This window comes from Microvirga sp. CF3062, assembly GCF_036314045.1.
Lineage (GTDB): Bacteria > Pseudomonadota > Alphaproteobacteria > Rhizobiales > Beijerinckiaceae > Microvirga.
In genome coordinates this window covers 148,945-171,609 of sequence record NZ_JAYGGN010000006.1, presented here as the reverse complement: position 1 = coordinate 171,609, position 22,665 = coordinate 148,945, and the positions used below count along the sequence as shown (strand labels likewise).

At 64.5% G+C, this 22,665-nt stretch carries 18 protein-coding genes; 6 read left to right on the top strand and 12 right to left on the bottom strand.

Annotated features, from left to right (window positions below):
• Positions 1-65 precede the first annotated feature (65 nt).
• Positions 66-1,481 carry an FAD-binding oxidoreductase gene (locus tag VB618_RS12690; RefSeq protein ID WP_329797029.1) on the bottom strand — a complete coding sequence of 472 codons (1,416 nt, stop codon included), beginning with the start codon at positions 1,479-1,481 and terminating at the stop codon, positions 66-68.
• A 182-nt stretch (positions 1,482-1,663) separates the two neighbouring features.
• On the opposite strand from VB618_RS12690, the gene VB618_RS12685 reads away from it, so the two are divergent.
• Complete coding sequence (locus VB618_RS12685) at positions 1,664-2,206, top strand: thioesterase family protein (RefSeq protein WP_329797028.1); 543 nt, start codon at positions 1,664-1,666, stop codon at positions 2,204-2,206.
• Between the two features lie 63 nt (positions 2,207-2,269).
• On the opposite strand, the gene VB618_RS12680 is transcribed toward VB618_RS12685, so the two are convergent.
• Positions 2,270-2,554, bottom strand: a complete 285-nt coding sequence (locus tag VB618_RS12680; protein ID WP_329797027.1) for a hypothetical protein — start codon at positions 2,552-2,554, stop codon at positions 2,270-2,272.
• A 148-nt stretch (positions 2,555-2,702) separates the two neighbouring features.
• Here VB618_RS12680 and VB618_RS12675 point away from each other — a divergent pair, with 148 nt between their 5' ends.
• Positions 2,703-5,066 (top strand): ATP-dependent helicase, encoded by a 2,364-nt coding sequence (locus VB618_RS12675; protein WP_329797026.1) that lies wholly within the window; start codon positions 2,703-2,705, stop codon positions 5,064-5,066.
• Between the two features lie 124 nt (positions 5,067-5,190).
• Here the strand turns inward: VB618_RS12675 and VB618_RS12670 are convergent, their stop codons facing one another.
• Positions 5,191-6,072, bottom strand: coding sequence for a manganese catalase family protein (locus VB618_RS12670; protein ID WP_329797025.1), 882 nt, complete (start codon positions 6,070-6,072; stop codon positions 5,191-5,193).
• A 200-nt stretch (positions 6,073-6,272) separates the two neighbouring features.
• On the opposite strand from VB618_RS12670, the gene VB618_RS12665 reads away from it, so the two are divergent.
• Complete coding sequence (locus VB618_RS12665; protein ID WP_329797024.1) at positions 6,273-7,544, top strand: cyclopropane-fatty-acyl-phospholipid synthase family protein; 1,272 nt, start codon at positions 6,273-6,275, stop codon at positions 7,542-7,544.
• Between the two features lie 32 nt (positions 7,545-7,576).
• On the opposite strand, the gene VB618_RS12660 is transcribed toward VB618_RS12665, so the two are convergent.
• Positions 7,577-8,494 carry a PhnA-like protein gene (locus VB618_RS12660; protein WP_329797023.1) on the bottom strand — a complete coding sequence of 306 codons (918 nt, stop codon included), beginning with the start codon at positions 8,492-8,494 and terminating at the stop codon, positions 7,577-7,579.
• Positions 8,495-8,810: 316 nt separating this feature from the next.
• On the opposite strand from VB618_RS12660, the gene VB618_RS12655 reads away from it, so the two are divergent.
• The gene (locus VB618_RS12655; RefSeq protein ID WP_329797022.1) at positions 8,811-9,731 is read left to right on the top strand and encodes a 50S ribosomal protein L11 methyltransferase; all 921 of its coding nucleotides are present in this window, start codon (positions 8,811-8,813) and stop codon (positions 9,729-9,731) included.
• 140 nt (positions 9,732-9,871) lie between these two features.
• On the opposite strand, the gene VB618_RS12650 is transcribed toward VB618_RS12655, so the two are convergent.
• On the bottom strand, positions 9,872-10,096 hold the full coding sequence (locus VB618_RS12650; RefSeq protein ID WP_329797021.1) for a hypothetical protein: 225 nt from the start codon (positions 10,094-10,096) through the stop codon (positions 9,872-9,874).
• Between the two features lie 291 nt (positions 10,097-10,387).
• On the opposite strand from VB618_RS12650, the gene VB618_RS12645 reads away from it, so the two are divergent.
• Complete coding sequence (locus tag VB618_RS12645) at positions 10,388-12,208, top strand: aminopeptidase P family protein (protein ID WP_329797020.1); 1,821 nt, start codon at positions 10,388-10,390, stop codon at positions 12,206-12,208.
• Here the strand turns inward: VB618_RS12645 and VB618_RS12640 are convergent.
• The 4 genes from VB618_RS12640 to ligA form a co-directional block, all read right to left on the bottom strand.
• Positions 12,205-12,504 carry an AzlD family protein gene (locus VB618_RS12640; protein ID WP_329797019.1) on the bottom strand — a complete coding sequence of 100 codons (300 nt, stop codon included), beginning with the start codon at positions 12,502-12,504 and terminating at the stop codon, positions 12,205-12,207. The genes VB618_RS12645 and VB618_RS12640 overlap by 4 nt on opposite strands.
• On the bottom strand, positions 12,501-13,211 hold the full coding sequence (locus VB618_RS12635; protein WP_329797018.1) for an AzlC family ABC transporter permease: 711 nt from the start codon (positions 13,209-13,211) through the stop codon (positions 12,501-12,503). The genes VB618_RS12640 and VB618_RS12635 overlap by 4 nt, the downstream gene beginning before the upstream one ends.
• A gap of 125 nt (positions 13,212-13,336) precedes the next feature.
• On the bottom strand, positions 13,337-14,203 hold the full coding sequence (locus VB618_RS12630; protein ID WP_329797017.1) for an AraC family transcriptional regulator: 867 nt from the start codon (positions 14,201-14,203) through the stop codon (positions 13,337-13,339).
• Positions 14,204-14,249: 46 nt separating this feature from the next.
• Entirely contained in the window at positions 14,250-16,406 is a 2,157-nt protein-coding gene (gene ligA / locus VB618_RS12625; protein WP_329797016.1) for an NAD-dependent DNA ligase LigA, read from the bottom strand.
• 901 nt (positions 16,407-17,307) lie between these two features.
• Between ligA and VB618_RS12620 the strand changes: the two genes are divergently transcribed.
• Complete coding sequence (locus VB618_RS12620) at positions 17,308-18,345, top strand: NAD-dependent epimerase/dehydratase family protein (RefSeq protein ID WP_329797015.1); 1,038 nt, start codon at positions 17,308-17,310, stop codon at positions 18,343-18,345.
• 24 nt (positions 18,346-18,369) lie between these two features.
• On the opposite strand, the gene VB618_RS12615 is transcribed toward VB618_RS12620, so the two are convergent.
• From VB618_RS12615 to VB618_RS12605, 3 genes are all read right to left on the bottom strand, one after another.
• Positions 18,370-19,818: a M20/M25/M40 family metallo-hydrolase gene (locus VB618_RS12615; RefSeq protein WP_329797014.1), complete on the bottom strand. Its 1,449-nt coding sequence runs from the start codon at positions 19,816-19,818 to the stop codon at positions 18,370-18,372.
• Positions 19,819-19,914: 96 nt separating this feature from the next.
• On the bottom strand, positions 19,915-21,591 hold the full coding sequence (recN, locus tag VB618_RS12610; protein WP_329797013.1) for a DNA repair protein RecN: 1,677 nt from the start codon (positions 21,589-21,591) through the stop codon (positions 19,915-19,917).
• Positions 21,592-21,603: 12 nt separating this feature from the next.
• Entirely contained in the window at positions 21,604-22,500 is an 897-nt protein-coding gene (locus VB618_RS12605; protein WP_442931770.1) for an outer membrane protein assembly factor BamD, read from the bottom strand.
• Positions 22,501-22,665 lie beyond the last annotated feature (165 nt).

The window sequence follows — 22,665 nt, the reverse complement described above, 5'->3', positions numbered from 1 at the left end:
TTACTCTGAGACGTCCTTAACCCATGACGGCCAGGACCGGGAGCGCTGTTCACCGTGGTCCACCGTCAAAGCACGATGATCTTGCCCGGATTCATGATGTTGTGTGGGTCGATGGCCTGTTTCAAGACGCGCATGAGGCCCAGCGCTACTGGTCCATGCTCGATCTCCAGGTACTTCATCTTCTTCTGACCGACGCCATGCTCGCCCGTGCAGGTGCCCTCCATGGCCACCGCCCGCCGCACGAGCCGGTCGATAAACGCCTCGCAGGCCTCGATTTCCGCCGGATCGTCCGTGTTCACGAGGGGCTGGACGTGGAAATTTCCGTCGCCCACGTGGCCCACGATGGGTGCGATGAGTCCGCTCTCAAGAATGTCCTGCTTCGTGGCATCGACGCATTCGGCCAAGCGCGAGATCGGCACGCAGACGTCGGTTGCCACCGATTGAGCCCCCGGACGCAGGCCCTTGGCGGCCCAATAGGCATCATGCCGGGCCTGCCAGAGGCGCGAGCGTTCCTCGGGCTTCGTGGCCCACTCAAATGGCCCGCCGCTGAACTCGGCTGCGATCTCGCCGAAGCGCTCGGCCTGTTCCTGCACGCCGGCCCCGGAGCCGTGGAATTCAAGCAGGAGCAGGGGGCTCTCCGGCAGGGCCAGCTTGGAGTGGAGGTTGACCGCCCTCACCTGGACCTCGTCGAGCAGCTCGATACGGGCCATTGGAATGCCGGACTGGATCGTCATGATCACGGCGTCGCAGGCGGCTTTCACCGACGGGAACGGGCAGATGCCGGCTGAGATCGCCTCAGGAATGCCGTTGAGCTTGAGGGTGATCTCGGTGACAATGCCCAGCGTCCCCTCCGAGCCGATCAGAAGCCGGGTGAGATCGTAGCCCGCCGAGCTTTTCCTGGCGCGGCTTGCCGTCTTCACGATCTCGCCATTGGGCAGCACGGCGGTCAGCGCCAGAACCACGTCCTTCATGGTCCCGTAGCGCACCGCGTTGGTGCCGGAGGCTCGCGTCGCGACCATGCCGCCGATGGAGGCATCCGCGCCGGGATCGATCGGGAAGAACAGGCCCTTGTCGCGCAGGTGCTCATTGAGCTCCTTGCGCGTCACGCCGGCCTCGACCACGCAGTCCAGATCCTCGTCATGGACGGCGATGATGCGCTTCATCAGGCTCAGATCGATGGAAACGCCGCCGTATGGGGCGTTGATGTGCCCTTCCAGCGAGGTGCCGGTGCCGTAGGGGATGATCGGGGTCTCGTGCGCTGCACAGAGCCTGACGATCTCCGACACTTCCTCCGTCGTCCGGGGATACACCACGATGTCCGGCGGCTGGTTCTTCACCCAAGTGAGAGAATGCCCGTGCTGCTCGCGCACAGCGGCCGAAGTGGCGACCCGGTCGCCGAAGCGCCCGGACAGTTCGGTCTGGAGGGAGGCAAGGGCGGCATCCGTCGCTTTCTGGCGGGTGGCAGCGTGGGGCGCATTCATGGAGGCTTCAGATCCGGTTGTGATGCTCAGGTGATCCATAGCTACCAGAACCGTTGCAAAGGCAACACTCGGATGAGAAAGATGCCGCACCCCTCATGCACAATCTGCCGGAACATGCTAACATTGTTTCTTCTGGCCCTGCAGGATGAGCATCCGAGAAGCGTCGAGGGACGAGACTGACCATGGAGAAGCGGACGCCCGTCTTTTTCTTCGCGCCCTTCGTGTCCTCCACGATGCGCATCGAGCCTGCTTGGATCGATTACAACGGCCACATGAACATGGCCTATTACCACGTGCTCTTCGACCGGGCCGTTGAGGAGGGCTTCAGCCTGGTCGGGCTGGGTCACGCCTATTTGGAGAAGCGCAAAGCTTCCTTTTTCGCGGCCGAGATCCACACGACCTACAAGCGCGAGCTGACGATGCACGACAGGGTGCGCGTCACGCTCCAACTGATCGATCATGACGAGAAGCGCATTCACTACTACATGGAAATCCGCCATGCGGGCGAAGGCTGGGTGGCCGCCACCATGGAGGGTCTGTCCCTTCACGTGGACATGGAGACCCGGAAGGTCAGCACTTTCCCGGATGACATCATGGCCAATCTTGCCGTGATGAGGACCACCCATGCCCGGCTGCCGAGGCCATCAGCCTTGGGCCGCATCATCGGCATCCCGCACCGGGCCGAAATCCAGGAGGCTTTATCAGCCTCGGGCACCCGTCACTAGCGCATCAAAGAAGAAGCATCGAATTGATCCCAAAAGTGCAAATCCACTTTTGGGTCCGATGCTCTAGCAGCTGATCGAGCCGCGCGGGCAGGCTCCGCGACGGATTGCGGGCAGTGTACGGGGCGCAAAGAGACGCTCGCGCTGGATGTCCTGCCGGATCTGGTTGTTCTCCATCTGGATGCGTTCCTCCAGGTTCAGCAGTTGCTGATCCTGACGGATCCTCCTGTTGGTCTCCTTCGAACTCCGCTCCGATGGGCTCACGCGGGGCAGGCGCGTCTGGGCGTCGGCGGGCACGGCCAGGGGCAGGATGAGGCTTGAGCCGATGGCAAGGGCCACCATGAAACGCATGGGATATTCCTCTTCAGGATCTTCATCCCCATATGAGGATGAGCCCTCTCGTCAACAATGACAACTTGGCTCCGAAGTTCACGCCTGCGGCAGGATCGACAGGCATTCAGGCTCGACGCCGTTCGCCTTTTGATCCATGGTCCCGCCGATGAATCAGTCCGATCCCAGACCCGATCCGCAGGACAGCTTGGCTCATGAGCCGGCGTCCGGCTCGCTGAGCGCCCGCGCCCGTGCGGCGGTTGCGCCGCAATCCCCTTATCTGAACGGCCTGAACCCGGAGCAGCGCGCCGCCGTGGAGGCGACCGAGGGCCCGGTCCTTGTGCTGGCCGGCGCCGGCACCGGCAAGACCCGCGTGCTCACCACGCGGATCGCCCACCTGATCGCCACCGGAAAAGCCTACCCGTCCCAGATCCTGTCCGTGACCTTCACCAACAAGGCCGCGCGGGAGATGCGCGAGCGCATCACGGCCGTGATCGGCCCTGTGGCCGAGGGCATGCAGTGGCTCGGCACGTTCCACTCCATCGGGACCAAGATCCTGCGCCGCCATGCGGAGCTTGTCGGCCTGCGCTCCGACTTCACGATCTTAGGGACAGACGACCAGCTTCGCCTGATGAAGCAGGTGATCGAGGTCGAGGGCATCGACGAGAAGCGCTGGCCGGCCCGTCAGCTTGCCGGCCATATCGATAACTGGAAGAACCGCGGCCTCGGACCGGATCAGGTGCCGGCCGGTGAGGCCGGGGCCTTCGCCAACGGCAAGGGCGGGCGGCTCTACCGAGCCTACCAGGAGCGCCTGAAGGTTCTGAATGCCGTCGATTTCGGCGACCTCCTGCTCGAATGCCTGCGCCTGTGGCGCGAGCATCCGGACATTCTGGAGCAGTACCAGAACCGCTTCCGCTACATGCTGGTGGACGAGTACCAGGACACCAACGTCGCCCAGTATCTCTGGCTGCGGCTTCTCGCCCAGACGCGCAAGAACCTGTGCTGCGTCGGCGACGACGACCAGTCGATCTATGGCTGGCGCGGCGCCGAGGTCGACAACATCCTGCGCTTCGAGCACGACTTTCCTGGCGCGACCGTGATCCGCCTGGAGCGCAACTACCGCTCCACCGGTCATATCCTCTCGGCAGCCTCCGGCCTGATTGCCAAGAACCAGGGGCGCCTCGGCAAGACGCTTCGCACCGAAGACGAGCCCGGCGAGAAGGTGACGATCACCGGCGCCTGGGATTCCGAGGAGGAAGCCCGGCTCATCGGCGAGGAGATCGAGGCGCTGCACGCTAAGAAGCATTCGCTCTCCGAGATCGCCATCCTGGTGCGCATCTCCGCTCAGATGCGCGAGATCGAAGACCGGCTCGTGACGCTCGGCGCGCCTTATCGGGTCATCGGCGGCCCGCGCTTCTATGAGCGTGCGGAAATCCGCGATGCGCTTGCGTACCTGCGCGTCGTCAACCAGCCGGCTGACGACCTCGCTTTCGAGCGGATCGTGAATACACCGAAGCGTGGCCTGGGCGATGCGACGATCCAGGTGCTGCACAACCATGCCCGTGCGGCTCGCGTGCCGCTGATGGAGGCCGCGCGCTTCATCGTCGAGACCGACGAGTTGAAGCCGAAGCCGCGCGGCACCCTGCGCGATCTTCTCATCTCCTTCGGTCGCTGGGCGAAGCTCTCCGAGACCCTGTCGCAGTCCGAAGTTGCGCAGACCGTGCTGGAGGAATCCGGCTACACCGACATGTGGCAGAAGGACAAATCGGCCGATGCGGCGGGACGGCTCGAAAACCTCAAGGAGCTTGTGCGCTCCATGGAGGAATTCCCGGACCTGCAGAGCTTCCTTGAGCATGTCTCGCTGGTCATGGAAGCGAACGAATCCGACACCACTGAGCGCGTGAGCCTGATGACGCTCCATGCGGCGAAGGGCCTGGAATTCGACACGGTCTTCCTGCCCGGCTGGGAGGAAGGTCTTTTCCCGAACCAGCGCGCTCTTGACGAGATCGGGCGCGCTGGACTTGAAGAGGAGCGGCGCCTCGCCCATGTGGGCCTCACCCGCGCCCGGCGCCGGGCAAAAATCTACTTTGCCTCCAACCGGCGCATCCACGGCCTGTGGAATTCGACCGTGCCGAGCCGCTTCATTGACGACCTGCCCGAGTCGAATGTGGAGATCGCCGAGGCTCCGGCCAATTTCTCCTATGGCGGCTCGCGCTTTGACCGCATGCAGCCCTTCAGCGGCTCGTCCTACCAGACGCCCGGTTGGCAGCGGGCCCAGGCCCATCGCGCAACGACGGACGATGGCGGCTACTCCGCCCGCCGCTCCGGCGACCGGCGCGGGCCGATGCTGATCGAAGGCGAGCTGGTGGCAAAGTCCAGCGGCGGCTCGGGCTTCAAGCTGGGTGGGCGCGTCCTGCACACCAAGTTCGGCCCCGGCACCATCGAGGCTGTGGACGGCAACAAGCTCACGGTCGAGTTCGACAAGGCCGGACGGAAGATGGTGCTCGACAGTTTCGTGGAAGCATTGGGCTGAGGCGCGGCACACTTCGGCTGTCATTCCGGGGCGAGCAAAGCGAGAGCCCGGAATGACAGTGGGACGTCAAAATGCAAATGGCCGGGACAAGCCCGGCCATGATGTAATTTAAAGTTGGTAGCGATCACTCCGCAGCAGCCGGCGGCACCGGCATCGGAGGTGTACCATAGGTGCGGGGATCCACCGGATTGAGGTTGCCCTCGTCCTCCGTATAGGCCGGCGGACGATCAATATAGGTGAAGGTGCCCTTCCCGTCCGGCGCAGGTCCCTGAGCCCAGCGGCCCTGCTCGCTCTCCGTGCCTTCGGAATGGTTGAGGAACTGGTAGGCGACTTCGCTCTTCTCCAGGTTCTGCGGGAAATTCGACGGGCACGGCGTCATCTCAAGGCCGTCCTCTTCCAGCTCGCGGATTGCGGCGAGCCACTGGTTCTGGTGCATGGTGTCGCGTGCGAGGAGATAGGACAGCATGTCCCGCACGCCGGTGTCGTTCGTCATGTTGTAGAGACGGGCGACCTGCAGGCGTCCCTGGCTCTCCGCTGTCACGTTGAAACGGAAGTCGGCCAGCAGATTTCCACTCGCGATGATGTAGGTTGCAGTCCACGGATTGCCGATGCTGTCCGACGGGCGCGAGCCGAGGCCGGATACGATGTAGTGCTGAGGATTCATGCCGGCCATGATGGCATCCTCGACCCGTGCACCGCCCATCACGGCCCCCACAACCGAATTCTTGGCCATGTCCTCCTGCTGCTCGATCGGCGAGGTCTCGAGCAGGCGCGCGATCATGGTGGCCAGCATCTCGACATGGCCGATCTCCTCGGTGCCGATATCCATGATCATATCTTTGTATTTCTGCGGACCGCGGCAGTTCCAGCCCTGGAACAGATAGGTCATCATCACGCTGATCTCGCCCCATTGGCCGCCCAGGGGCTCCTGGAGCATCTTGGCGAAGAGCGGGTCGGGTTTGTCAGGCTTGGCGTGATACGCCATCTGCTTCTGGCGGAAGAACATCGGCTGCTCCTGTCTGGTGGATTGAGTGGCGACTCTCAGCCCCACAAGAGTCAGCCTTCCAACCAAGGCGATTCCCTGTTGTTCCCATTTTAGGTCGTGGTTCCTGTACTTTAGACGAGTTCTGATCTGACCTCCCTCTAGCCACCTGCCCGCAACTGTGGAACCATCCGGCCCCAAACGACTGATCGCGAGAGGTACCGATGTTTCCCCTGTCCAACATGCTGAAATCCTTCATCCGCGCCGGAACCTTGAAGGTGATCGATGCGGAGGGCGGCACCCACACGTTCGGCGGGGAAAGACCGGGACCGAGCGTCACCATGCGGCTTACGGACCGCTCGCTCTATCATAAGCTGTTCCTCAATCCGGAACTGCATGCCGGCGAAGCCTATATGGACGGCCGCATGAGCTTCGAGGATGGCTCTAACCTGCGCGACTTCCTGAACCTCTTTTCGATGAACCGCTCGTCCCTGGCGAACTATCCGCTGCAGAGTGTGCTCAAGCGCATCTCACGGGGAGTGAAGCGCTTTCAGCAGGCAAACCCTGTCGGCAAGGCGCAACAGAACGTGGCGCATCACTACGATCTGGGCAACGACTTCTACAAGCTGTTCCTCGACAAGGGCATGCAGTATTCCTGCGCCTATTTCGTCAACGATGATGACACGCTGGAAGAGGCACAGCAGAACAAGCTTCGTCTCATTGCCTCAAAGCTCCGGCTAAAGCCCGGCATGAAGATCCTCGATATCGGCAGCGGCTGGGGCGATCTCGCGCTTTATCTCGCCGCCATGGAGGACGTGGACGTGACCGGCGTCACGCTGTCCAAGGAGCAGCATGAACTCTCCAACGAGAAGGCGCGGCGCGCGGGCCTGTCGGACCGGGTGCGCTTTGAACTCCTCGACTATCGCAAGGTCGACAGGAAGTTCGACCGCATCGTTTCGGTCGGCATGTTCGAGCACGTGGGCGTGCATCATTACGGCGAGTTCTTCGCCAAGATCAACGCGCTGCTCGACGATGACGGGCTGATGGTGCTGCACTCCATCGGCAAGATGAGCCCGCCCGGCACCGCAAGCCCGTGGCTGCGCAAGTACATCTTCCCCGGCGCCTACTCCCCTGCCCTGTCGGAGGTGTTCCCCGTCGTCGAGCAGAATCAGCTGTGGGTGACGGATCTCGAATTCCTGCGCCTGCATTACGCGAAGACACTCAATCACTGGCACCGACGCTTCGAGGCCAACCGCGAGAAGATCGCCGCCATGTACGACGAGCGCTTCTGCCGCATGTTCGAGTTCTATCTCATCAGCGCCGAGACCATGTTCACGACAGGCAGCCAGCTCGTGTTCCACATGCAGCTCGGGCGCAAGCGCGATGCAGCACCGATCGTGCGCGACTACGTCACGGATGTGCAGCGCGAGTACAAAGAAAAGGAGGCGGAGCGTCTCAAGGTTCTCGAGCCGGCCAGGGAGCTGACGCCGGTTTGAGGAACCGGCGTCAGCTTGATCTCAAGTCTTGATCAGCGTCGCTCGCCGGCAAGATGCCGTGACGTGATTGTCGGATCGACGGCGCCTGCACGACCGCCGAACCAGCCGGCAAGAGCCCCCAGGATGAGACCCAGCGCGCCGAGGAGTGCGGCGGTCGAGACACCTGTGGCGGCCGTGTCGGCTGCCTGCTTCGCCCGATCCACGGTCTGGCGGTATTGCTGCTCGTACTGCGTGACCCGGTTGCGGGCTTCCTCAGGCGGGATGTTCTGCGCACGAGCCAGGGCATCGGTCGCCCGGTCACGGGCTTGCTGAGCCTGTGCCTGATCGCCGGTCAGCATGGCGCGCAGGCTCGTGACGGCCGTGTCCCGCAGTTGCGCGGGATCAGTTCCGCCTGCTGCACCGCGCACCTGCTGCTCGATAGCCGCGAACGGATCCGGGTTCTGCGCCAAAGCGGGCGCTGCGGTCTGAACCGCCGTCCGGCCTAAGCCGCCGACTGCGCTGGACAGGGTGTTGTAGGCGCCACCCAGCAGGCTGCCGAGGGTCGAGGTCAGCAGGTAGAAGATGACCAAAGTCGTTGCAGCCCAGGCGATCAAGCCGTGGAAACCTGCCGTCGATTCCTTAGGACGTCCCGAGAGCCGGCCCGCCAGATAGCCGCCTGCGAAAGAGGCGATGATGCCCGAGAGCGTCCACCAGATGCCGGCGGCAATCGAGAAGGTTGATGCCTGCGGGTTGTCGCTCGTCGCCGGATCGAGCGTCGCCACGCCGATGCCGATCCCGAGCATGTTGAGGATAAGCTGGGTCACCAGCGCCGTCACCACACCGGCCAGCACTGCACCCCAGGAGATGCGGTTTAGCATGATGGTGCGCGCATCTTCGGCCGGAGTGACCGGGGACATATGCGGCGCATCTTTATCGCCAAGGTTTCGAGGCGTCGCCGGATGATCAACCATGGCTTTCTCCTATGGCTTTCGTGGCAAAGAGCAGCCCGTCCTGAACGGACTATTTTCACGCCCATAACCAGAGGGTCAGCACATATGTTCCATGATTTTGCCATGAGCCGAGAAGACGCAGCGCCTCATCGCTTGGGCCAGGGTCTCGTAATCCTTGTTTTCTCAAGCCGTACAGACTGAATATCCCGGATGAGAAAAGTGCCGCGGCTGCGATGCCGCTGGATAACGGCTGACAAATGGGTCACCTATGACGCTTCAGACAATCCCGACCTAACAGACAGGTGACCTGCGCCTCGAGCAGTGATAAGGCGACCGCATGCTTGAAGGTCTTCACCCCAACCGCCCCACCCACATCTTCCGTATCACCACGGACGAGCGCTCCGCGCGCGCCATGACCGACATGATCGGCGAGATATTCGATCCGGCCGAGACGGCCGTCGCGTCTTTTGAGACGGAAGACGACGGCCCCTGGATGCTGGAGGCCTATTTTGCGCATCAGCCGGATGAGGCGGCGATCCGCAACCTGCTGCGCCCCATCGTGGGCGCAGAGGCCGACAAGGGTGTCTTCCTGCCTCTCGAGCAGAAGGATTGGGTGAAGTCGTCGCTGGAAGGGCTCAAGCCCGTTCGCGCCGGCCGCATCTTCGTCCACGGCTCCCATGACCGCGAGCAGCGCCTGCCCAGCGACATCGCTATCGAGATCGAGGCGGGCCTCGCCTTCGGCACCGGCCACCATGGCACCACCAAAGGCTGCCTGCTGGCCTTTGTGGATGAACTGAAAATGCGCACGCCGCGTCACGTGCTCGATGTCGGCACCGGCACCGGCATCCTCGCGTTTGCTGCGGCAAAGGTTCTAAAACGTCCCGTCGTGGCGGGCGATATCGATCCGGAAGCTGTGCGGGTGGCGCGGGAGAACGCGCGGCTCAACGGGATCGGGACCTGGATGAGGCTCTATGTCGGTCCCGGCATCCGCCATGCGGACGCGGACCGTCCCGGGCACTTCGACCTTGTCTTCGCTAATATCCTGGCCAAACCCCTGCGGATGCTGGCTCCGGCGCTGGCGCATGTGGCGAGCGATGACGGGACGATCATTCTGTCGGGGCTTCTCTACCGCGACGTTCCTGGCGTCCTGTCGGCCTATGCGCACCAGGGCTGGTATCTGCAGCGCCGGTACAATCTGGACGGCTGGGCGGCGTTGGTCATGACACGAGGCAGCGCCCGGGCACTGCCTCGTCTGTGAGCGTACTTACTCGGACAGAACGCCTGGGTAGCGCTTGGAGAGTTCGCGGCGGAGCTTGAGGGTCTCGGTCCAGACTTCGCGGACGGCCTTGAGGGCGGTGATGATGATCATTGTCTTATCTTTCTTCGAAAATGGCGTGATTAAAGCTTGAAGGGCAAATCGTCGGACTGGTCGAGGAACAGCGGCGAGTGATCCTGCCGGCGGCCGAGATCCGACATGAGGGCCTCGTGGCGGCGCAGTTCCCGCGCGGCGCTCCGGGCACGGCTCTCGATGAGAGCGTTCATCACGCGCGTTGCGACCTGCGAAAGCCGGGATGGCACGGTCGAAGAATCGGCGAGGTGGGACGAAAATACAGCTGCGGTCATCGGTTTATCTCCAACAGATCGGTGCTGAGAACCCTTCAGCACTCCTCTCTTCTTGTTGTGAGGAAGATAAGCGCGGTTCGACTTTGGTTGTAGTCATAAGATCACATGCAAGCCATGCGCTAGTCGCAGGACGATATTAAAAATGATTAAGATCTAGTCACCTGACGCATAATCCTCGGGCATTCTGCCTGAAGACGCGGCCTGTCCGCCGAGGGTCGTAGCAGTTGCAGCCGCGCCCTCTCCGGCCTAGCGTGCAGACCTCTTCATTCCTGACTGCCGGTGCACCTTTCCATGGCTCAGTTCCAGTTCTTCGACGACACGACCTCTCCTGCCCAAGGCCCCAAACACATTGCCAAGCTGCGCGCCGAAATGGCCCGTCGCGGCTTCGATGGCTTCATCGTGCCCCGCGCCGACGAGCATCAGGGCGAGTACGTGCCGAAGAGCGCGGAGCGTCTGGCGTGGCTCACCGGATTTACGGGCTCCGCCGGGACGGCCGTCATCCTGCAGAACAAGGCCGCTCTCGTGGTCGACGGTCGCTATACGGTCCAGGCGGCCGAGCAGGTGGACACCTCCGTCATCGCGCCGGTTCAGCTCGCCGACTTCAGCCCTGAAGACTGGATTGCCGAGAACCTGCCGCAGGGCGGCACCTTCGCCTATGACCCGTGGCTTCACACCAGCGACAGCCTGAAGCGCCTGGATCAGGCGGTGAACCGGGCTGGTGGGCAGCTCGCTCCTGTCGACATGAATCTCGTCGATGTGGTTTGGATCGATCGCCCGGCCCCGCCGCAGGCACCTGTTCGGCCGCATCCGATCAACTATGCCGGCGAGACCGCGCCCGCCAAGCTAGAGCGCATCCGCCGCAAGATGGCGGAGGCCAAGATCGACGCTCTCGTCATTTCCGATCCTCACAACCTCGCCTGGGCCTTCAACCTGCGTGGTGGCGACGTGGGGCACACGCCCCTGCCGCTCGGCTACGCGATCCTCCCCAGAGAGGGCCGCGCCAGCCTGTTCTTCGATCCTGCGAAGGTGACGAATGAGGCCGGCAACGCGGTCGGCGACCTCGCCGCGTTCGCGCCGATCAGCGGCTTCCAGGGCGCTCTCGACGAGTTGGGTCAGACCAATGGCAAGATCCGCATCGACTCGGCGACCGGCGCAGTCGCGTTGATCCGGCGCATCGAGGCGGCAGGCGGCAAGGTGGATGTGGGGGCCGATCCGATTGCCCTCATGAAGGCCGTCAAGAACGAGGCCGAGATCGCAGGCTCGCATGCGGCGCATCTGCGCGATGGCGTGGCAGTGGCCCACTTCCTCGCATGGCTCGACCGAGAGGCGCTATCGGGCAAGCTCACAGAGATCGATGCGGTCGAGGCGCTGGAGGCGTTCCGCGTCGAGACGGGCGCGTTGAAGAACGTTTCATTCCCGAGCATTTCGGGCGCTGGCCCGAACGCCGCCCTGCCGCATTACCGCGTGACGAGTTCGAGCAATCGCTCCATCGAGCGCAATCAGATCTTCCTGATCGATTCCGGCGCGCAGTACGAGGACGGCACCACCGACATCACGCGCACGATCATCGTGGGCGAGCCGAGTGCCGAAATGAAGGACCGCTTTACCCGCGTGCTGAAGGGCCATATCGCCATCGCCCAGGCGGTATTCCCGAAGGGCACAACGGGTGCGCAGATTGACGCGTTCGCGCGCAAGCCCCTGTGGGAAGCAGGCCTCGACTTCGATCACGGCACGGGCCATGGCATCGGCAGCTATCTCTCCGTGCACGAGGGCCCGCAGCGCATCGCCAAGACCGGACACACGCCACTTGAGATCGGCATGATGCTGTCCAATGAGCCGGGCTTCTACAAGCCCGGCGCCTATGGCATCCGCATCGAAAACCTCATCCTCGTCGAGCCGCGCACGATCCCCGGTGGCGACCGCGAGATGATGGGCTTCGAGACGCTGACCTTCACGCCCATCGACTTGCGCCTCGTTGAACCCGCGATCATGACAGCCGATGAGATCGCGTGGCTCAACGCGTATCATGCAGCGGTGCGTGAAAAGACCGGTCCGCATCTCGATGCCGAGACGCGCGCTTGGTTGGAGAACGCGACGCAGGCGATCGGTTAGAGCAAGTTCCGCAACACCACGACCGCGATCACGCCGACCGCCACCGCGCCGAGCAGTGGAAGCCTGAACGCCGCAATCGCTGTGATCGCCGCCGCGATGGCTTCTGCCCATCCGGTGGTGAGTGCGGTCGGCGCAATAACTGCTACGAGCACAGCGGGCGGAATCGCGTCGAAGGCGGCCTTGGCGCGTCCCGTGAGCACGAGGCGATCCGCGACGAACAAGCCGGCGATGCGCGTGAAGTAGGTCACCACCGCCATGGCCAGGATGGCGATCAGGGTTGTCGTGTCGAGGTTCATGAGCGCGGCTCCTCAGGCGCTGCGAGATAGGCGGCCGCAATGCCTGCGAGCGCACCCGATGCCACGTGCCAGGGAGCGCCGATGAAGTAATGCACGAGGGCTGCGACGCCGGCACTGGCGGCAACGGTAACGAGGGTCACACGGCTCCTCCCGAAGCCGGCCACGAGGCCGATGAACAGCGCCGTGAAGGCGAAGTCGGCGCCGATGCGCTCGGGATCTCCGAGGAAGGAGCCGAGGATCGCGCCGATTGTCGACGAGAGCGTCCAGTTTGCCCAGAGCACCACTGCCATAGCGAACCAATAGGCTCCCGTCACAGGCCGCTCCAGCGCGCGGCGCTCGGACAGCGCCCAGGCCTCATCGGTGAGAAAGAAATAGGCCAACAGGGTCTGGACCCGCGACATGCGGACTTTCGGCGTCAGCGACGCCCCCATCAGCACATGGCGCGCATTGATCAGCAGGGTCGCGAAGGTAAGCGTGAGGATGGGCGCGGGACTGATCCAGGTCTCGATGGCGGCGAACTGCGCGCCGCCCGCGAAGACCAGAGCGGACATCAGCGTGACTTCGAGCGGCGACATCCCCTTGGCGGCAGCAACTGCACCGAACAGGAGACCGATGGGAAGCGCCGCGACGGCGACGGGCGCGATATCGCGCAGGCCTGCGCGGATCTCCCGGCGGGGTGTGGAGACGAAGGGGCTTGCCTGATCCATGACATTCCTCATTGTCCCGGCCTTATGCGGGATGAATGCCGCGGCGTCTTGGATGAAAGTGCTGTTTCAAGAATGGATCATCGGATAGATCCCAAAAGTGCAAATCCACTTTTGGGTCCGATGCTCTAGGCAGCCCGATACGCCCCTGGCGTCACGCCCATGCGAGCCTTGAAGACCCGGTTGAGATGGCTCTGGTCGAAGAACCCGCAGGCGGCCGCCACATCGCCTGGAGCCTCGCCCTGCTGCAGCAGGCGCGTCGCAGCCCGGAAGCGCCGGTCGAGCAGATAGGCATGGGGCGTCAGCCCGGTCTCCCTGGCGAAAGCGCGGATGAAATGGCTGCGCGACAGACATGCCAGGTTCGCCAGGTTGGCGAGGTCTGCCTCCTCGCCGATATGAGCATCGAGATAATCCCGCACTCGCAGGATGCTCGTCGATCCGTAGCGGACACTCGGCAGCGCATCGAGATCGGCCCAGCGGGCGATCAGACGGCTCAGGAAGTCGATGAGCCGGGTGTCCTGCTCCATCTCGGAGGCCCAGCTGTCCTCCTGGCAGAGGCAGGCATGGAGCCTGACCTGAGCCTGGAACAGTTCGGGATCGTTGATGACGGAATGCCGGAACCAGGGCGGACGGGAGAGCGGACGGCCCGCGACGTCCTCGGCGATCTCCTGCATCAGCTCGGGCGACGGATAGAAGGTGCGGTATTCGAAGCCGCCGCCATAGGGCTCGCCGTCGTGGATCTCGTCCGGGCAGACGACCGCTACGCAGCCGGCCGGGACATAACGCTGCTCGCCGCGATGGAAGAAGGTCTCGCAGCCTGCCAGTACCGCCGCGATGGCATAGGTATCGTGGCTGTGGCGGGCGTAAGAATGACGGCGGAAGGTCGCGCGCAGGCAGTCGAGGCCGCGATAGCGCGGCACCCGCCAGAAATGCGTCACGTCGCCTGCCCCAACCTGATTAGGATCGAGCGAGACCTCGGGGGTGATCACCGTCATGGGCGCACCATGGCACATTGAGCCTGCCGAGTCTTGGACAGGAGTCTCACCCCCGCCCGACGAGGGCGAACCAGCCGTCCTCGTCCATGACCTGGAGACCGAGCTCGGCCGCCTTGGCGAGCTTGGAGCCTGCCCCTGGTCCCGCTACCACGATGTCGGTCTTCTTGGACACGGAGCCCGCCACCTTGGCCCCGAGCCGCTCGGCCATGGCCTTGGCCTCTTCGCGGGTCATCTGCTCGAGGGAGCCGGTGAACACCACGGTCTTGCCCGCGACCGCCGAACTCGCGGAAGCCGGCGCCTCCATCGGCTCAGTGGTGACCTCGGCCAGCAGCGCATCGAGCATCTCCTCGTTGTGCTGTTCCTTGAAGAACTCGACGATGGCTTCCGCCACCACCGGGCCGATGCCGCCGATGGAGGTGAGTTCCGCGTGCGCCTCCGATGTCTCATCGGCTGCGGCCTTCGCGGCTTCGCGCAGATGCTCGAAGGTGCCGAAATGGCGCGCGAGCAGCCGCGCGGAAGTCTCGCCCACATGCGGGATGCCGAGCGCGAAGATGAAGCGGTTCAGCGAAATCGAGCGACGCGCCTGAATGGCCGCGAACAGGTTCTTGGCGCTCGTCTCGCCCCAACCCTCCCGGTTCTCCAGTCGCTTGAGGCTGCGCGCATTGCGCGCCTCCAAGGTGAAGATGTCCTGCGGGCGCTGGATCAAGCCTTCCTCATAGAACTCGTCGATGCGCTGCAGCCCGAGGCCCTCGATGTCGAAGGCGTTGCGCGACACGAAATGCTTTAAGCGCTCGCGGGCCTGCGCCGGGCAGATGAGGCCGCCGGTGCAACGGCGCACCGCATCCTCCTTAGCCGTACGCGGATTGACCTCGCGCACCGCGTGGCTGCCGCAGGCCGGGCATGTGGTGGGAAACTCATATGGCTTCGCCTCAGTTGGGCGCTTCTCCAGCACCACGTCGAGCACCTTGGGGATCACATCGCCGGCGCGGTTGATGACGACCGTATCGCCGATGCGGATGTCGACGCCGCCCCGGATCTTCTCGCCGTTGCCGCCGATGCCCTTGATGTAATCCTCGTTGTGCAGCGTCGCGTTCGACACCACGACGCCGCCCACCGTGACGGGCTTCAAGCGCGCAATCGGATTGAGAGAGCCCGTGCGGCCCACATTGATTTCGATGCCCTCCAGCACCGTAATCGCCTTCTGCGCCGGGAACTTGTGCGCCAGCGCCCAGCGCGGCGAGCGCGATACGAAGCCGAGGCGCTGCTGCAGGCTCAATGAATCGACCTTGTAGACGACGCCATCGATGTCGTAGCCGAGGGTGGCGCGGTCGGTCTCGATGGCGTGGTAATGCTCCAGCAATTCCGCAATGCTCTCGCAGCGGCGCGTCAGCGGATTGACCGTGAGGCCGAAGCTCCTGAAGCACTCCATCATGCCGTGTTGCGTGTCCGCCGGCATGGCGCTCACCTCGCCCCAGGCATAGGCGAAGAAGCGCAGGGGACGCGAGGCGGTGATCGACGCATCGAGCTGGCGCAGGCTTCCCGCAGCCGCATTGCGCGGGTTGGCGAAGAGCGCCTTGCCGGCCGCTTCCTGGCGCGCATTGATGGCGGCGAAATCCTCGTGCGAGAGATAGACCTCGCCGCGCACCTCGAAGATCTCCGGAACGCCGGAGCCCTTGAGCTTGTGCGGGATGTCGCCCACCGTGCGGGCATTGTTGGTCACGTCCTCGCCCATGGCGCCGTCGCCGCGGGTGGCGGCGGACACGAGCTTTCCGTTCTCGTAGCGCAGACTCAAGGACAGGCCGTCGATCTTGGGTTCGGCCGTGAAGGCGAGCGGCGCGTCGTCTTTCAGGTTGAGGAAGCGGCGGATGCGTTCGACGAACTCCTCCACCTCCTCGTCGGCAAAACCGTTGGCGAGCGAGAGCATCGGCACGCGATGCCGGACCTTGCCGAACTTCTCCGACACCTTGGAGCCGACCTTCTGGGTCAGGCTCTCGGGCGATTTCAGCTCGGGGAACTGATCCTCCAGCGCCTCGTAGCGCTTGCGCAAGGCATCGTATTCGGCGTCCGAGACGGTGGGCGCATCCTCCTCGTAATAGTGCCGGTCGTGCTCCGCGATCTCGGCGCCGAGCGCCTCGTGCTCGGCACGGGCTTCATCGGGCGTCAGGTGATCGGCGGGCGTTGAGGAGGTGTTGCGTGGGGGCATGATCGAATCGGGTTTGAGGATGCTTGAACCATAGCGCTCGGCGTTTCAGTCTCCAGAGCCTACCGCAGAGGTTTCACCGGTTTCCGGCATTCTCCTCTTTCGTGATGACCCATTTCTTAAGGTCACGTGAGGGCGTTCCCTCCCCTTGTGGGGCTGGCGGCTGTGGGCTTGGTCCTGGCTTGTCTCGGAAGTCGAGGGAAGCGCGGGACGTGAGGCAACCTCGCCGCTCCAGCGGAGCGCGCAGAGGTGAGTTCGGGACGGGAGGTCCGCCCGGACGGGAAGCAGCCTTGCTCCCGCGCACGGCTTTTCGGCCTTAAGCCTTGCGCTTCAGCCCATCAGGGACGAACCCTCAGAGAGCTTCACGGCGCTTGCATGCGCAGCCCCGGGTGCACCGGTGCCGGCAAGGCTTGGGAGGAGCGGAGACAGGAGCCTGCCCGAGCAGGTCGGTCTTTCTGCCTCCTCCACTAAAGGACCCTGACCACCGGAGGGTGCGACTCCCCTGGCGGGTCAGAACCGTATCCTGCCTCCACAACCGACGCCTCGGGCGCGTCCCTCGTGAGACAGGACGGCACCAGCTATAGCCAAGGTTAGGAGGAAAGTCAAGAACAAAGAGGGAACATAAGAAGGCTCTCACCTGCTCTCCTGTCATTCCGGGGCGACCGCAGGTCGAGCCCGGAATCCATAAACACGACGTCTCAATAAAGGACGAGCGGCGTTGCGCCTCTTTCTTGCACCGTTAGCGGTTATGGATTCCGGGCTCCGCTGCGCGGCCCCGGAATGACAGCGGCGGCAGCGCTCCACACTGATTCCACCATCAGCAAAGATGCCGCTGCGGAAGTTGACCTCCCGAGGAACCTCCATCCTCATAGGTGGGTGCTCAACGTGAGTCGGGATGGCTGCGATGAATGTGCTTGTGGTCGGCGGAACGGGGTTTCTGGGTGGGGCGGTTGCGGATGCTGCGCTCAAGGCGGGCCACAGGGTTGCAATCTTCACCCGCGGCCAGACCGTCAATCCGGCGGTCGGAGCCGGTTTCGAGACGATCGTCGGCGACCGGCACAGCGACCTCTCGGCTCTCAAGGGCCGCAGCTTCGACCTTGTCGTCGACACTTGCGCCTTCGCGCCCGACGCCGTGGCGGGCCTGCTCGATGCGCTCTCGCCGGATATCGGCCGCTATGCGCTCGTGACGAGCGCGTCCGTCTATGCGGATTTCGCAACGCCCGGCCTGACGGAGCAGGCGCCGACGAGCCGCGCGATCCCTGAGCAACTGGACCTCGCGCGATCGCTGCCCATGGAGCGACGCTCCAGCGCGGCATCCTACGGCACGGCTTATGGACCGCTGAAACGCGAATGCGAGCTCGTGGCGCTCGAGCGTCTCGGCGACCGGGCGCTCATTCTTCGCTCCGGGCTTCTGGTGGGCGCAGGCGATTATACGGACCGCCTCACCTATTGGGTGCGTCGTGTGGATCAGGGCGGCCCCATTCCGGCCCCCGGGGATCCGCAGCGGCTCGTTCAGCTCATCGATGTCCGCGATGCCGCGCGCTTCATCGTCGAGGGTGCCAAGAAGGGGTTGGGCGGTGTGTTCAACCTCACCGGTCGCCCTCTTCCGATGAGCGCCCTCCTCGCATCGTGCCGCGAGGTTTCAGGGTCGGATGCGCGCTTCGTCTGGCGCCCGGATGAGGCTATCCTGGCCGCGGGCCTCGAGCCCTGGAGCGAGGTTCCCCTCTGGTTGCCGCATTCCGACGAGCCGTTCCGCCATTTTCTGGAGATCGATACGGAGAAAGCCTTCGCCCATGGGCTTCGGCCCCGGCCGCTGGCTGAAACGCTCGACAACATCCTCGCCTGGGATCGGACCCGCCGTGCAACGCCCCTGAAGGCCGGGATGCCGCCCGAGAAGGAGGCCGCGCTGCTGGCGTCGGTTACTGCGGATGCAACCGGCTGAACCTGCAGCGCCTTCCTTAAATGTTCATCGATCCGGCATGATCGGGCGCGCACTCCGCAGCACCTGGGTCAGCGCATCGGTCATCTGCCCCAGCACCACGCGATCCACGTTCTCCGCATTGTCACAGGCCTTGTGATAGCAGGGATCGTAAGGCTGCCCGGCTTGGCCGCCGAAACGCGCTGCATGCTCGTCGCTCTTCGCATTGCCGGCGCCGGTGAAGAGGCCGAGCGTCGGGATGCTCTTGCCCGCGAAGGCCGCATCGTCGGAGCCGAAACCGCGCTGGTTGCGGGACCGCTCCTCCACGACAAGGTTTCTGGACGCGAACGTGTCGTTGAAGGCCTGGATGATGCCGGCGGTCTCGGCGGTGCGCTCCGTCTGCGACAGCTGGATGAAGCGCCCGGGATTCACCGAGCCGACCATGTCGAGATTGATGTAGAACCGGATCCGGCGCCGCTCCTCGTCCGTGAGCGCATCGACGTGATGGCGCGAGCCGATGAGGCCGCGCTCCTCCGCACCCCAGAAGGCGAAGCGGACCGGCGTGGCGGTGGCGGGCTCCTTTGCCAGCCGCAGGGCCGTCTCCAGAACGGCGGCCGAACCGCTGGCATTGTCGTTCATGCCGGGCCCCTCCGACACGCTGTCGAGATGCGCTCCCACCACGATGAAGGAACCGCTAATTTCATTGCGGTCAGCCAGGACGTTCCGGGTCGAGCGGGTGCCGGTCTCGACATCAACCTTCAGGCGCACCCGGCTGCGGGACGGATCCCGCGCCGCCTCGGCAAGCCTGCGGCCCACCTCGGTGGTCACGCCCAGCACGGGGATCGCCGCCTGCGTCGACAGGCGTCCGCCAAAGGTGCCGGTCTGGTCGCCGGTGCCCTGGTTCATGATGATGAGGCCTGCGGCACCCGCCGCCTGTGCCTGCTCCGCCTTGGTCTGGAACGGACAGGTGCCTCGCCGGACGAGGGCGATGCTGCCGGCGTTGAAGCCCGCGAAATCCTCACGCTCGCAGCCACTGGTCGAAATCTGCAGAGGCTCCTCGCCTAACCCGAGATCCACCGCCTGGACCGGCGCCGTCACGTCGCCGGAGCCGGAACTCGCCAGGGTACGCAGCGCCTCCCGAGGCGGCGTAAAGGGATCGGGTTCGCCGGGCCCCGAGACAAGGACTGGCGGAGACCGCTCCTCGAAAAACGGAAAGGTGAATTCCTCGAACCGCACCGTGTAGCCGGCGGCGCGCAGCTGGTCGGCCACGTACTCGGCGGAGCGGTCATAGCCGGGGGTTCCGGCCGCCCTGTTGCCGCCATTCGCCGTCGCAATGTCCTGCAGGGCCTGAACATGGCGGAACGGATCGGTCTGCCCTGCCGACGCTAGGCCGACATCGGCATGGGACGATCCTGCGCCCGTCAGGACGACGAAAGCCGCAAGGGCGGTTTGACGGATATTCGGCTGCAGACGGGGCACGCGGTTCTCATTTCCCATGGCCGCACTCTTGGTACGCCTTAAGGGAAATCGGGTTTGCGTGCGCCGCCACAAGTGCGGCAGCCTGTGCACTCACACAGACGTGAGACTTCGGGTCTAGTGCGCCGCCGCTTCGAGCAGGCGCGCGGCGGCCGCGCGGGCTTCCTCGGTGATGGTCGCGCCGGCGAGCATGCGGGCGATCTCTTCACGGCGCGGCGTGGCCTCCAGCGGGATGACGCGGGTGGCGACCCGGTCCTTTTCACCGCGCACGCCCTCCTTGGCGATGAGGAAGTGGCTCTCGGCCTTGGCGGCCACCTGCGGCGCGTGGGTCACGGCCATGACCTGGACCCTGCGGGCGAGCCGCGCGAGGCGCTGGCCGATGGCGTCCGCAACGGCCCCGCCGACGCCGGTGTCGATTTCGTCGAAGACCAGGGTCGGGGCTGAGCCCTTGTCCGCCAGCACCACCTTGAGCGCCAGCATGAAGCGCGAGAGCTCGCCGCCTGACGCCACCTTCATGAGCGGGCCTGCGCGGGTGCCAGGATTGGTCTGGGCCCAGAACTCGACGCGCTCGAAACCGCTCGGGTCGCGGCTCTCTTCGTCGGTGGTGATCTCGGTGATGAAGCGCGCCCGTTCCAGCTTGAGGGGCGGCAGCTCGGCCTGCACGGCGGCATCAAGAGCCTGAGCGGCCTTCTTGCGGCCGGCGGACAACGCTTTGGCGGCCTTCACATAAGCGGCGTCGGCCTCTTTGAGGGCCTTTTCCAGGCCGGCGAGCTTCTCCTCGCCGGCATCGATGGCGGCCACGTCCTCGTCGAAGCGCTGGCGCAGACCGGCCAGCTCATCGGCCGGAACATCATATTTGCGGGCGGCGGCGCGCAGCGCAAAAAGGCGCTCCTCCGTCTGCTCCAGCTCGCGGGGGTCGTATTCCGTGGCGCGGATCGCTTCCTCTAGGGCGGCACGCGCCTCGTCGATGGCGACCAGCGCGGCGTCGAGGGCTTTGACGCTCGGGTCCACGAGAGCCGGCGCTTGGGCGCCGCGGCGCTCCAGCTTGCGCACGGCAGCCGAGAGCTCGTTGACCGGGGATGCGTTGCCGGCCACGACCTCGTAGGCCTCGTTCAGGTCCGTCGACACCTTCTCCGACTGCATCATGATCACGCGCCGCTCGGCCAGCGTTTCCTCCTCGCCTGCCAGCGGGTTGAGCTTCGTCAGCTCCTCGACCGCATGGCGCAGAAAATCGGCCTCCTTGCGGGCCTTCTGGATGCGGTTGCGGTGATCCTGCAGGGCTGTGCGCGCCTCGCGCACTTTTCGCGCGGCATCGGACACGGCCTGAACCTCGGACGACAGGCCGCCGAAGGCATCGAGAATGGCGCGGTGGGAGACGGGATCAACGAGGGCGCGATCGTCGTGCTGGCCGTGGATCTCGACCAGGGTTGCGCCGATGGCCTTGAGCACCTGCACGCTGACCGGCTGGTCGTTGACGAACGCGCGGGTGCGCCCGTCGGCCACCTGCACGCGGCGCAAGATCAGATCGCCGTCGATGTCGATATCCGCATCCGCCGCGATGCGGCGGGCCGGGTGATTCATGGGGCAGTCGAAGACGGCCGTAACCTGGCCCTGGTTCTCGCCATGGCGCACGAGGCTGCCGTCGCCGCGGCCGCCGAGGGCCAGGGCGAAGGCGTCGAGCAGGATCGACTTGCCAGCGCCGGTCTCCCCCGTGAGGACGCTCAGGCCCTCATGGAAGTGAAGCTCAAGCCTGTCGATGAGGACGATATCGCGAATCGCCAGCTGGATGAGCATGGATGGTGAGGCTTAGCCCGTCCGCTGACCGACCTGGGGAACGCCGCGGAAGGCCTTGCTGATCCAGGACTGGGAGTCCTCGCGAGGCTCAACGCCGCCTTTCGTCAGAAGGGCGTGGGCGTCCTTGTACCAGGGAGAGTCGGGGAAGTTGTGGCCGAGAACGGCGGCGGCGGTCTGCGCCTCGCCCACGATGCCCATGGCCATGTAGGCCTCGGTGAGGCGCTCGAGAGCCTCTTCCACGTGGCGGGTCGTCTGGTAGCGCGAAACCACTTGGCGGAAGCGGTTGATGGCGCCCGCGTAGTTGCGCTTCTGAAGGTAGAAGCGGCCCACCTCCAGCTCCTTGCCGGCGAGCTGGTCGCTGGCCACCTGGATCTTCTTCTTGGCGTCAGCCACGTACTCGGAGCTGGGATAACGCTGGACCAGCTCCTGCAGGGCCAGAATGGCGCGCTCGGACTTCTCCTGGTCGCGGGTGATGTCCGGGATCTGGTCGTAATAGGACGAGGCCATCAGATACTGGGCATAGGCCGCGTCCGTGGTGTTCGGATAGCCCTGGAGGTAGCGCTTCGAGGCGGTAATGGCCTCGTCATAGAAGCCGCCCTCGTAATTGGCATAGGCCTCCATGATCAGGCCTTTGCGGGCCCAGTCGGTGTAGGGATACTGCTTGTCGAGGCTGCTGAACTTGGTGACCGCGCCGTCGAAGTCGCCCTTCTGCACCCGGGCGAGACCGTCGTTGTAGACCTCCTCGGCCGGCAGGTTGGAAACGATCTCGGGCTTGTAGGTGGTGTCCTTCTCGAACGGGTTCAGCGACGAAAGAGTGTCGCACCCCGCGAGCCCCAAGCCGCAGACGCCAAGGATCAGGGCGCGGGCGGCCGCGCCTTTCATACCCGAATAAGCCTTCGCGAACGACATGCTTCGCGGTCCTCCAAAAACCGTGCCCGATATTTTAACGGTGCATCAAAGGTTCTTTAACCCAAGCACAGGGCAAGAGCCAAGCCCATAGCACAGGGTTTACCCAATAGGAATTAAGAAAGCCTGCACGAAATCATGCGGCCAATGGGCGCCTTGAAGCCGATG

What these genes read in the sequence shown, in the direction of transcription:
- VB618_RS12690 (WP_329797029.1), bottom strand. Translation starts at nt 1,481, where the DNA reads ATGAATGCGCCCCACGCTGCCACCCGCCAGAAAGCGACGGATGCCGCC.
- VB618_RS12685 (WP_329797028.1), top strand. Translation starts at nt 1,664, where the DNA reads ATGGAGAAGCGGACGCCCGTCTTTTTCTTCGCGCCCTTCGTGTCCTCC.
- VB618_RS12680 (WP_329797027.1), bottom strand. Translation starts at nt 2,554, where the DNA reads ATGCGTTTCATGGTGGCCCTTGCCATCGGCTCAAGCCTCATCCTGCCC.
- VB618_RS12675 (WP_329797026.1), top strand. Translation starts at nt 2,703, where the DNA reads ATGAATCAGTCCGATCCCAGACCCGATCCGCAGGACAGCTTGGCTCAT.
- VB618_RS12670 (WP_329797025.1), bottom strand. Translation starts at nt 6,072, where the DNA reads ATGTTCTTCCGCCAGAAGCAGATGGCGTATCACGCCAAGCCTGACAAA.
- VB618_RS12665 (WP_329797024.1), top strand. Translation starts at nt 6,273, where the DNA reads ATGTTTCCCCTGTCCAACATGCTGAAATCCTTCATCCGCGCCGGAACC.
- VB618_RS12660 (WP_329797023.1), bottom strand. Translation starts at nt 8,494, where the DNA reads ATGGTTGATCATCCGGCGACGCCTCGAAACCTTGGCGATAAAGATGCG.
- VB618_RS12655 (WP_329797022.1), top strand. Translation starts at nt 8,811, where the DNA reads ATGCTTGAAGGTCTTCACCCCAACCGCCCCACCCACATCTTCCGTATC.
- VB618_RS12650 (WP_329797021.1), bottom strand. Translation starts at nt 10,096, where the DNA reads ATGACCGCAGCTGTATTTTCGTCCCACCTCGCCGATTCTTCGACCGTG.
- VB618_RS12645 (WP_329797020.1), top strand. Translation starts at nt 10,388, where the DNA reads ATGGCTCAGTTCCAGTTCTTCGACGACACGACCTCTCCTGCCCAAGGC.
- VB618_RS12640 (WP_329797019.1), bottom strand. Translation starts at nt 12,504, where the DNA reads ATGAACCTCGACACGACAACCCTGATCGCCATCCTGGCCATGGCGGTG.
- VB618_RS12635 (WP_329797018.1), bottom strand. Translation starts at nt 13,211, where the DNA reads ATGGATCAGGCAAGCCCCTTCGTCTCCACACCCCGCCGGGAGATCCGC.
- VB618_RS12630 (WP_329797017.1), bottom strand. Translation starts at nt 14,203, where the DNA reads ATGACGGTGATCACCCCCGAGGTCTCGCTCGATCCTAATCAGGTTGGG.
- ligA (WP_329797016.1), bottom strand. Translation starts at nt 16,406, where the DNA reads ATGCCCCCACGCAACACCTCCTCAACGCCCGCCGATCACCTGACGCCC.
- VB618_RS12620 (WP_329797015.1), top strand. Translation starts at nt 17,308, where the DNA reads ATGAATGTGCTTGTGGTCGGCGGAACGGGGTTTCTGGGTGGGGCGGTT.
- VB618_RS12615 (WP_329797014.1), bottom strand. Translation starts at nt 19,818, where the DNA reads ATGGGAAATGAGAACCGCGTGCCCCGTCTGCAGCCGAATATCCGTCAA.
- recN (WP_329797013.1), bottom strand. Translation starts at nt 21,591, where the DNA reads ATGCTCATCCAGCTGGCGATTCGCGATATCGTCCTCATCGACAGGCTT.
- VB618_RS12605 (WP_442931770.1), bottom strand. Translation starts at nt 22,500, where the DNA reads ATGTCGTTCGCGAAGGCTTATTCGGGTATGAAAGGCGCGGCCGCCCGC.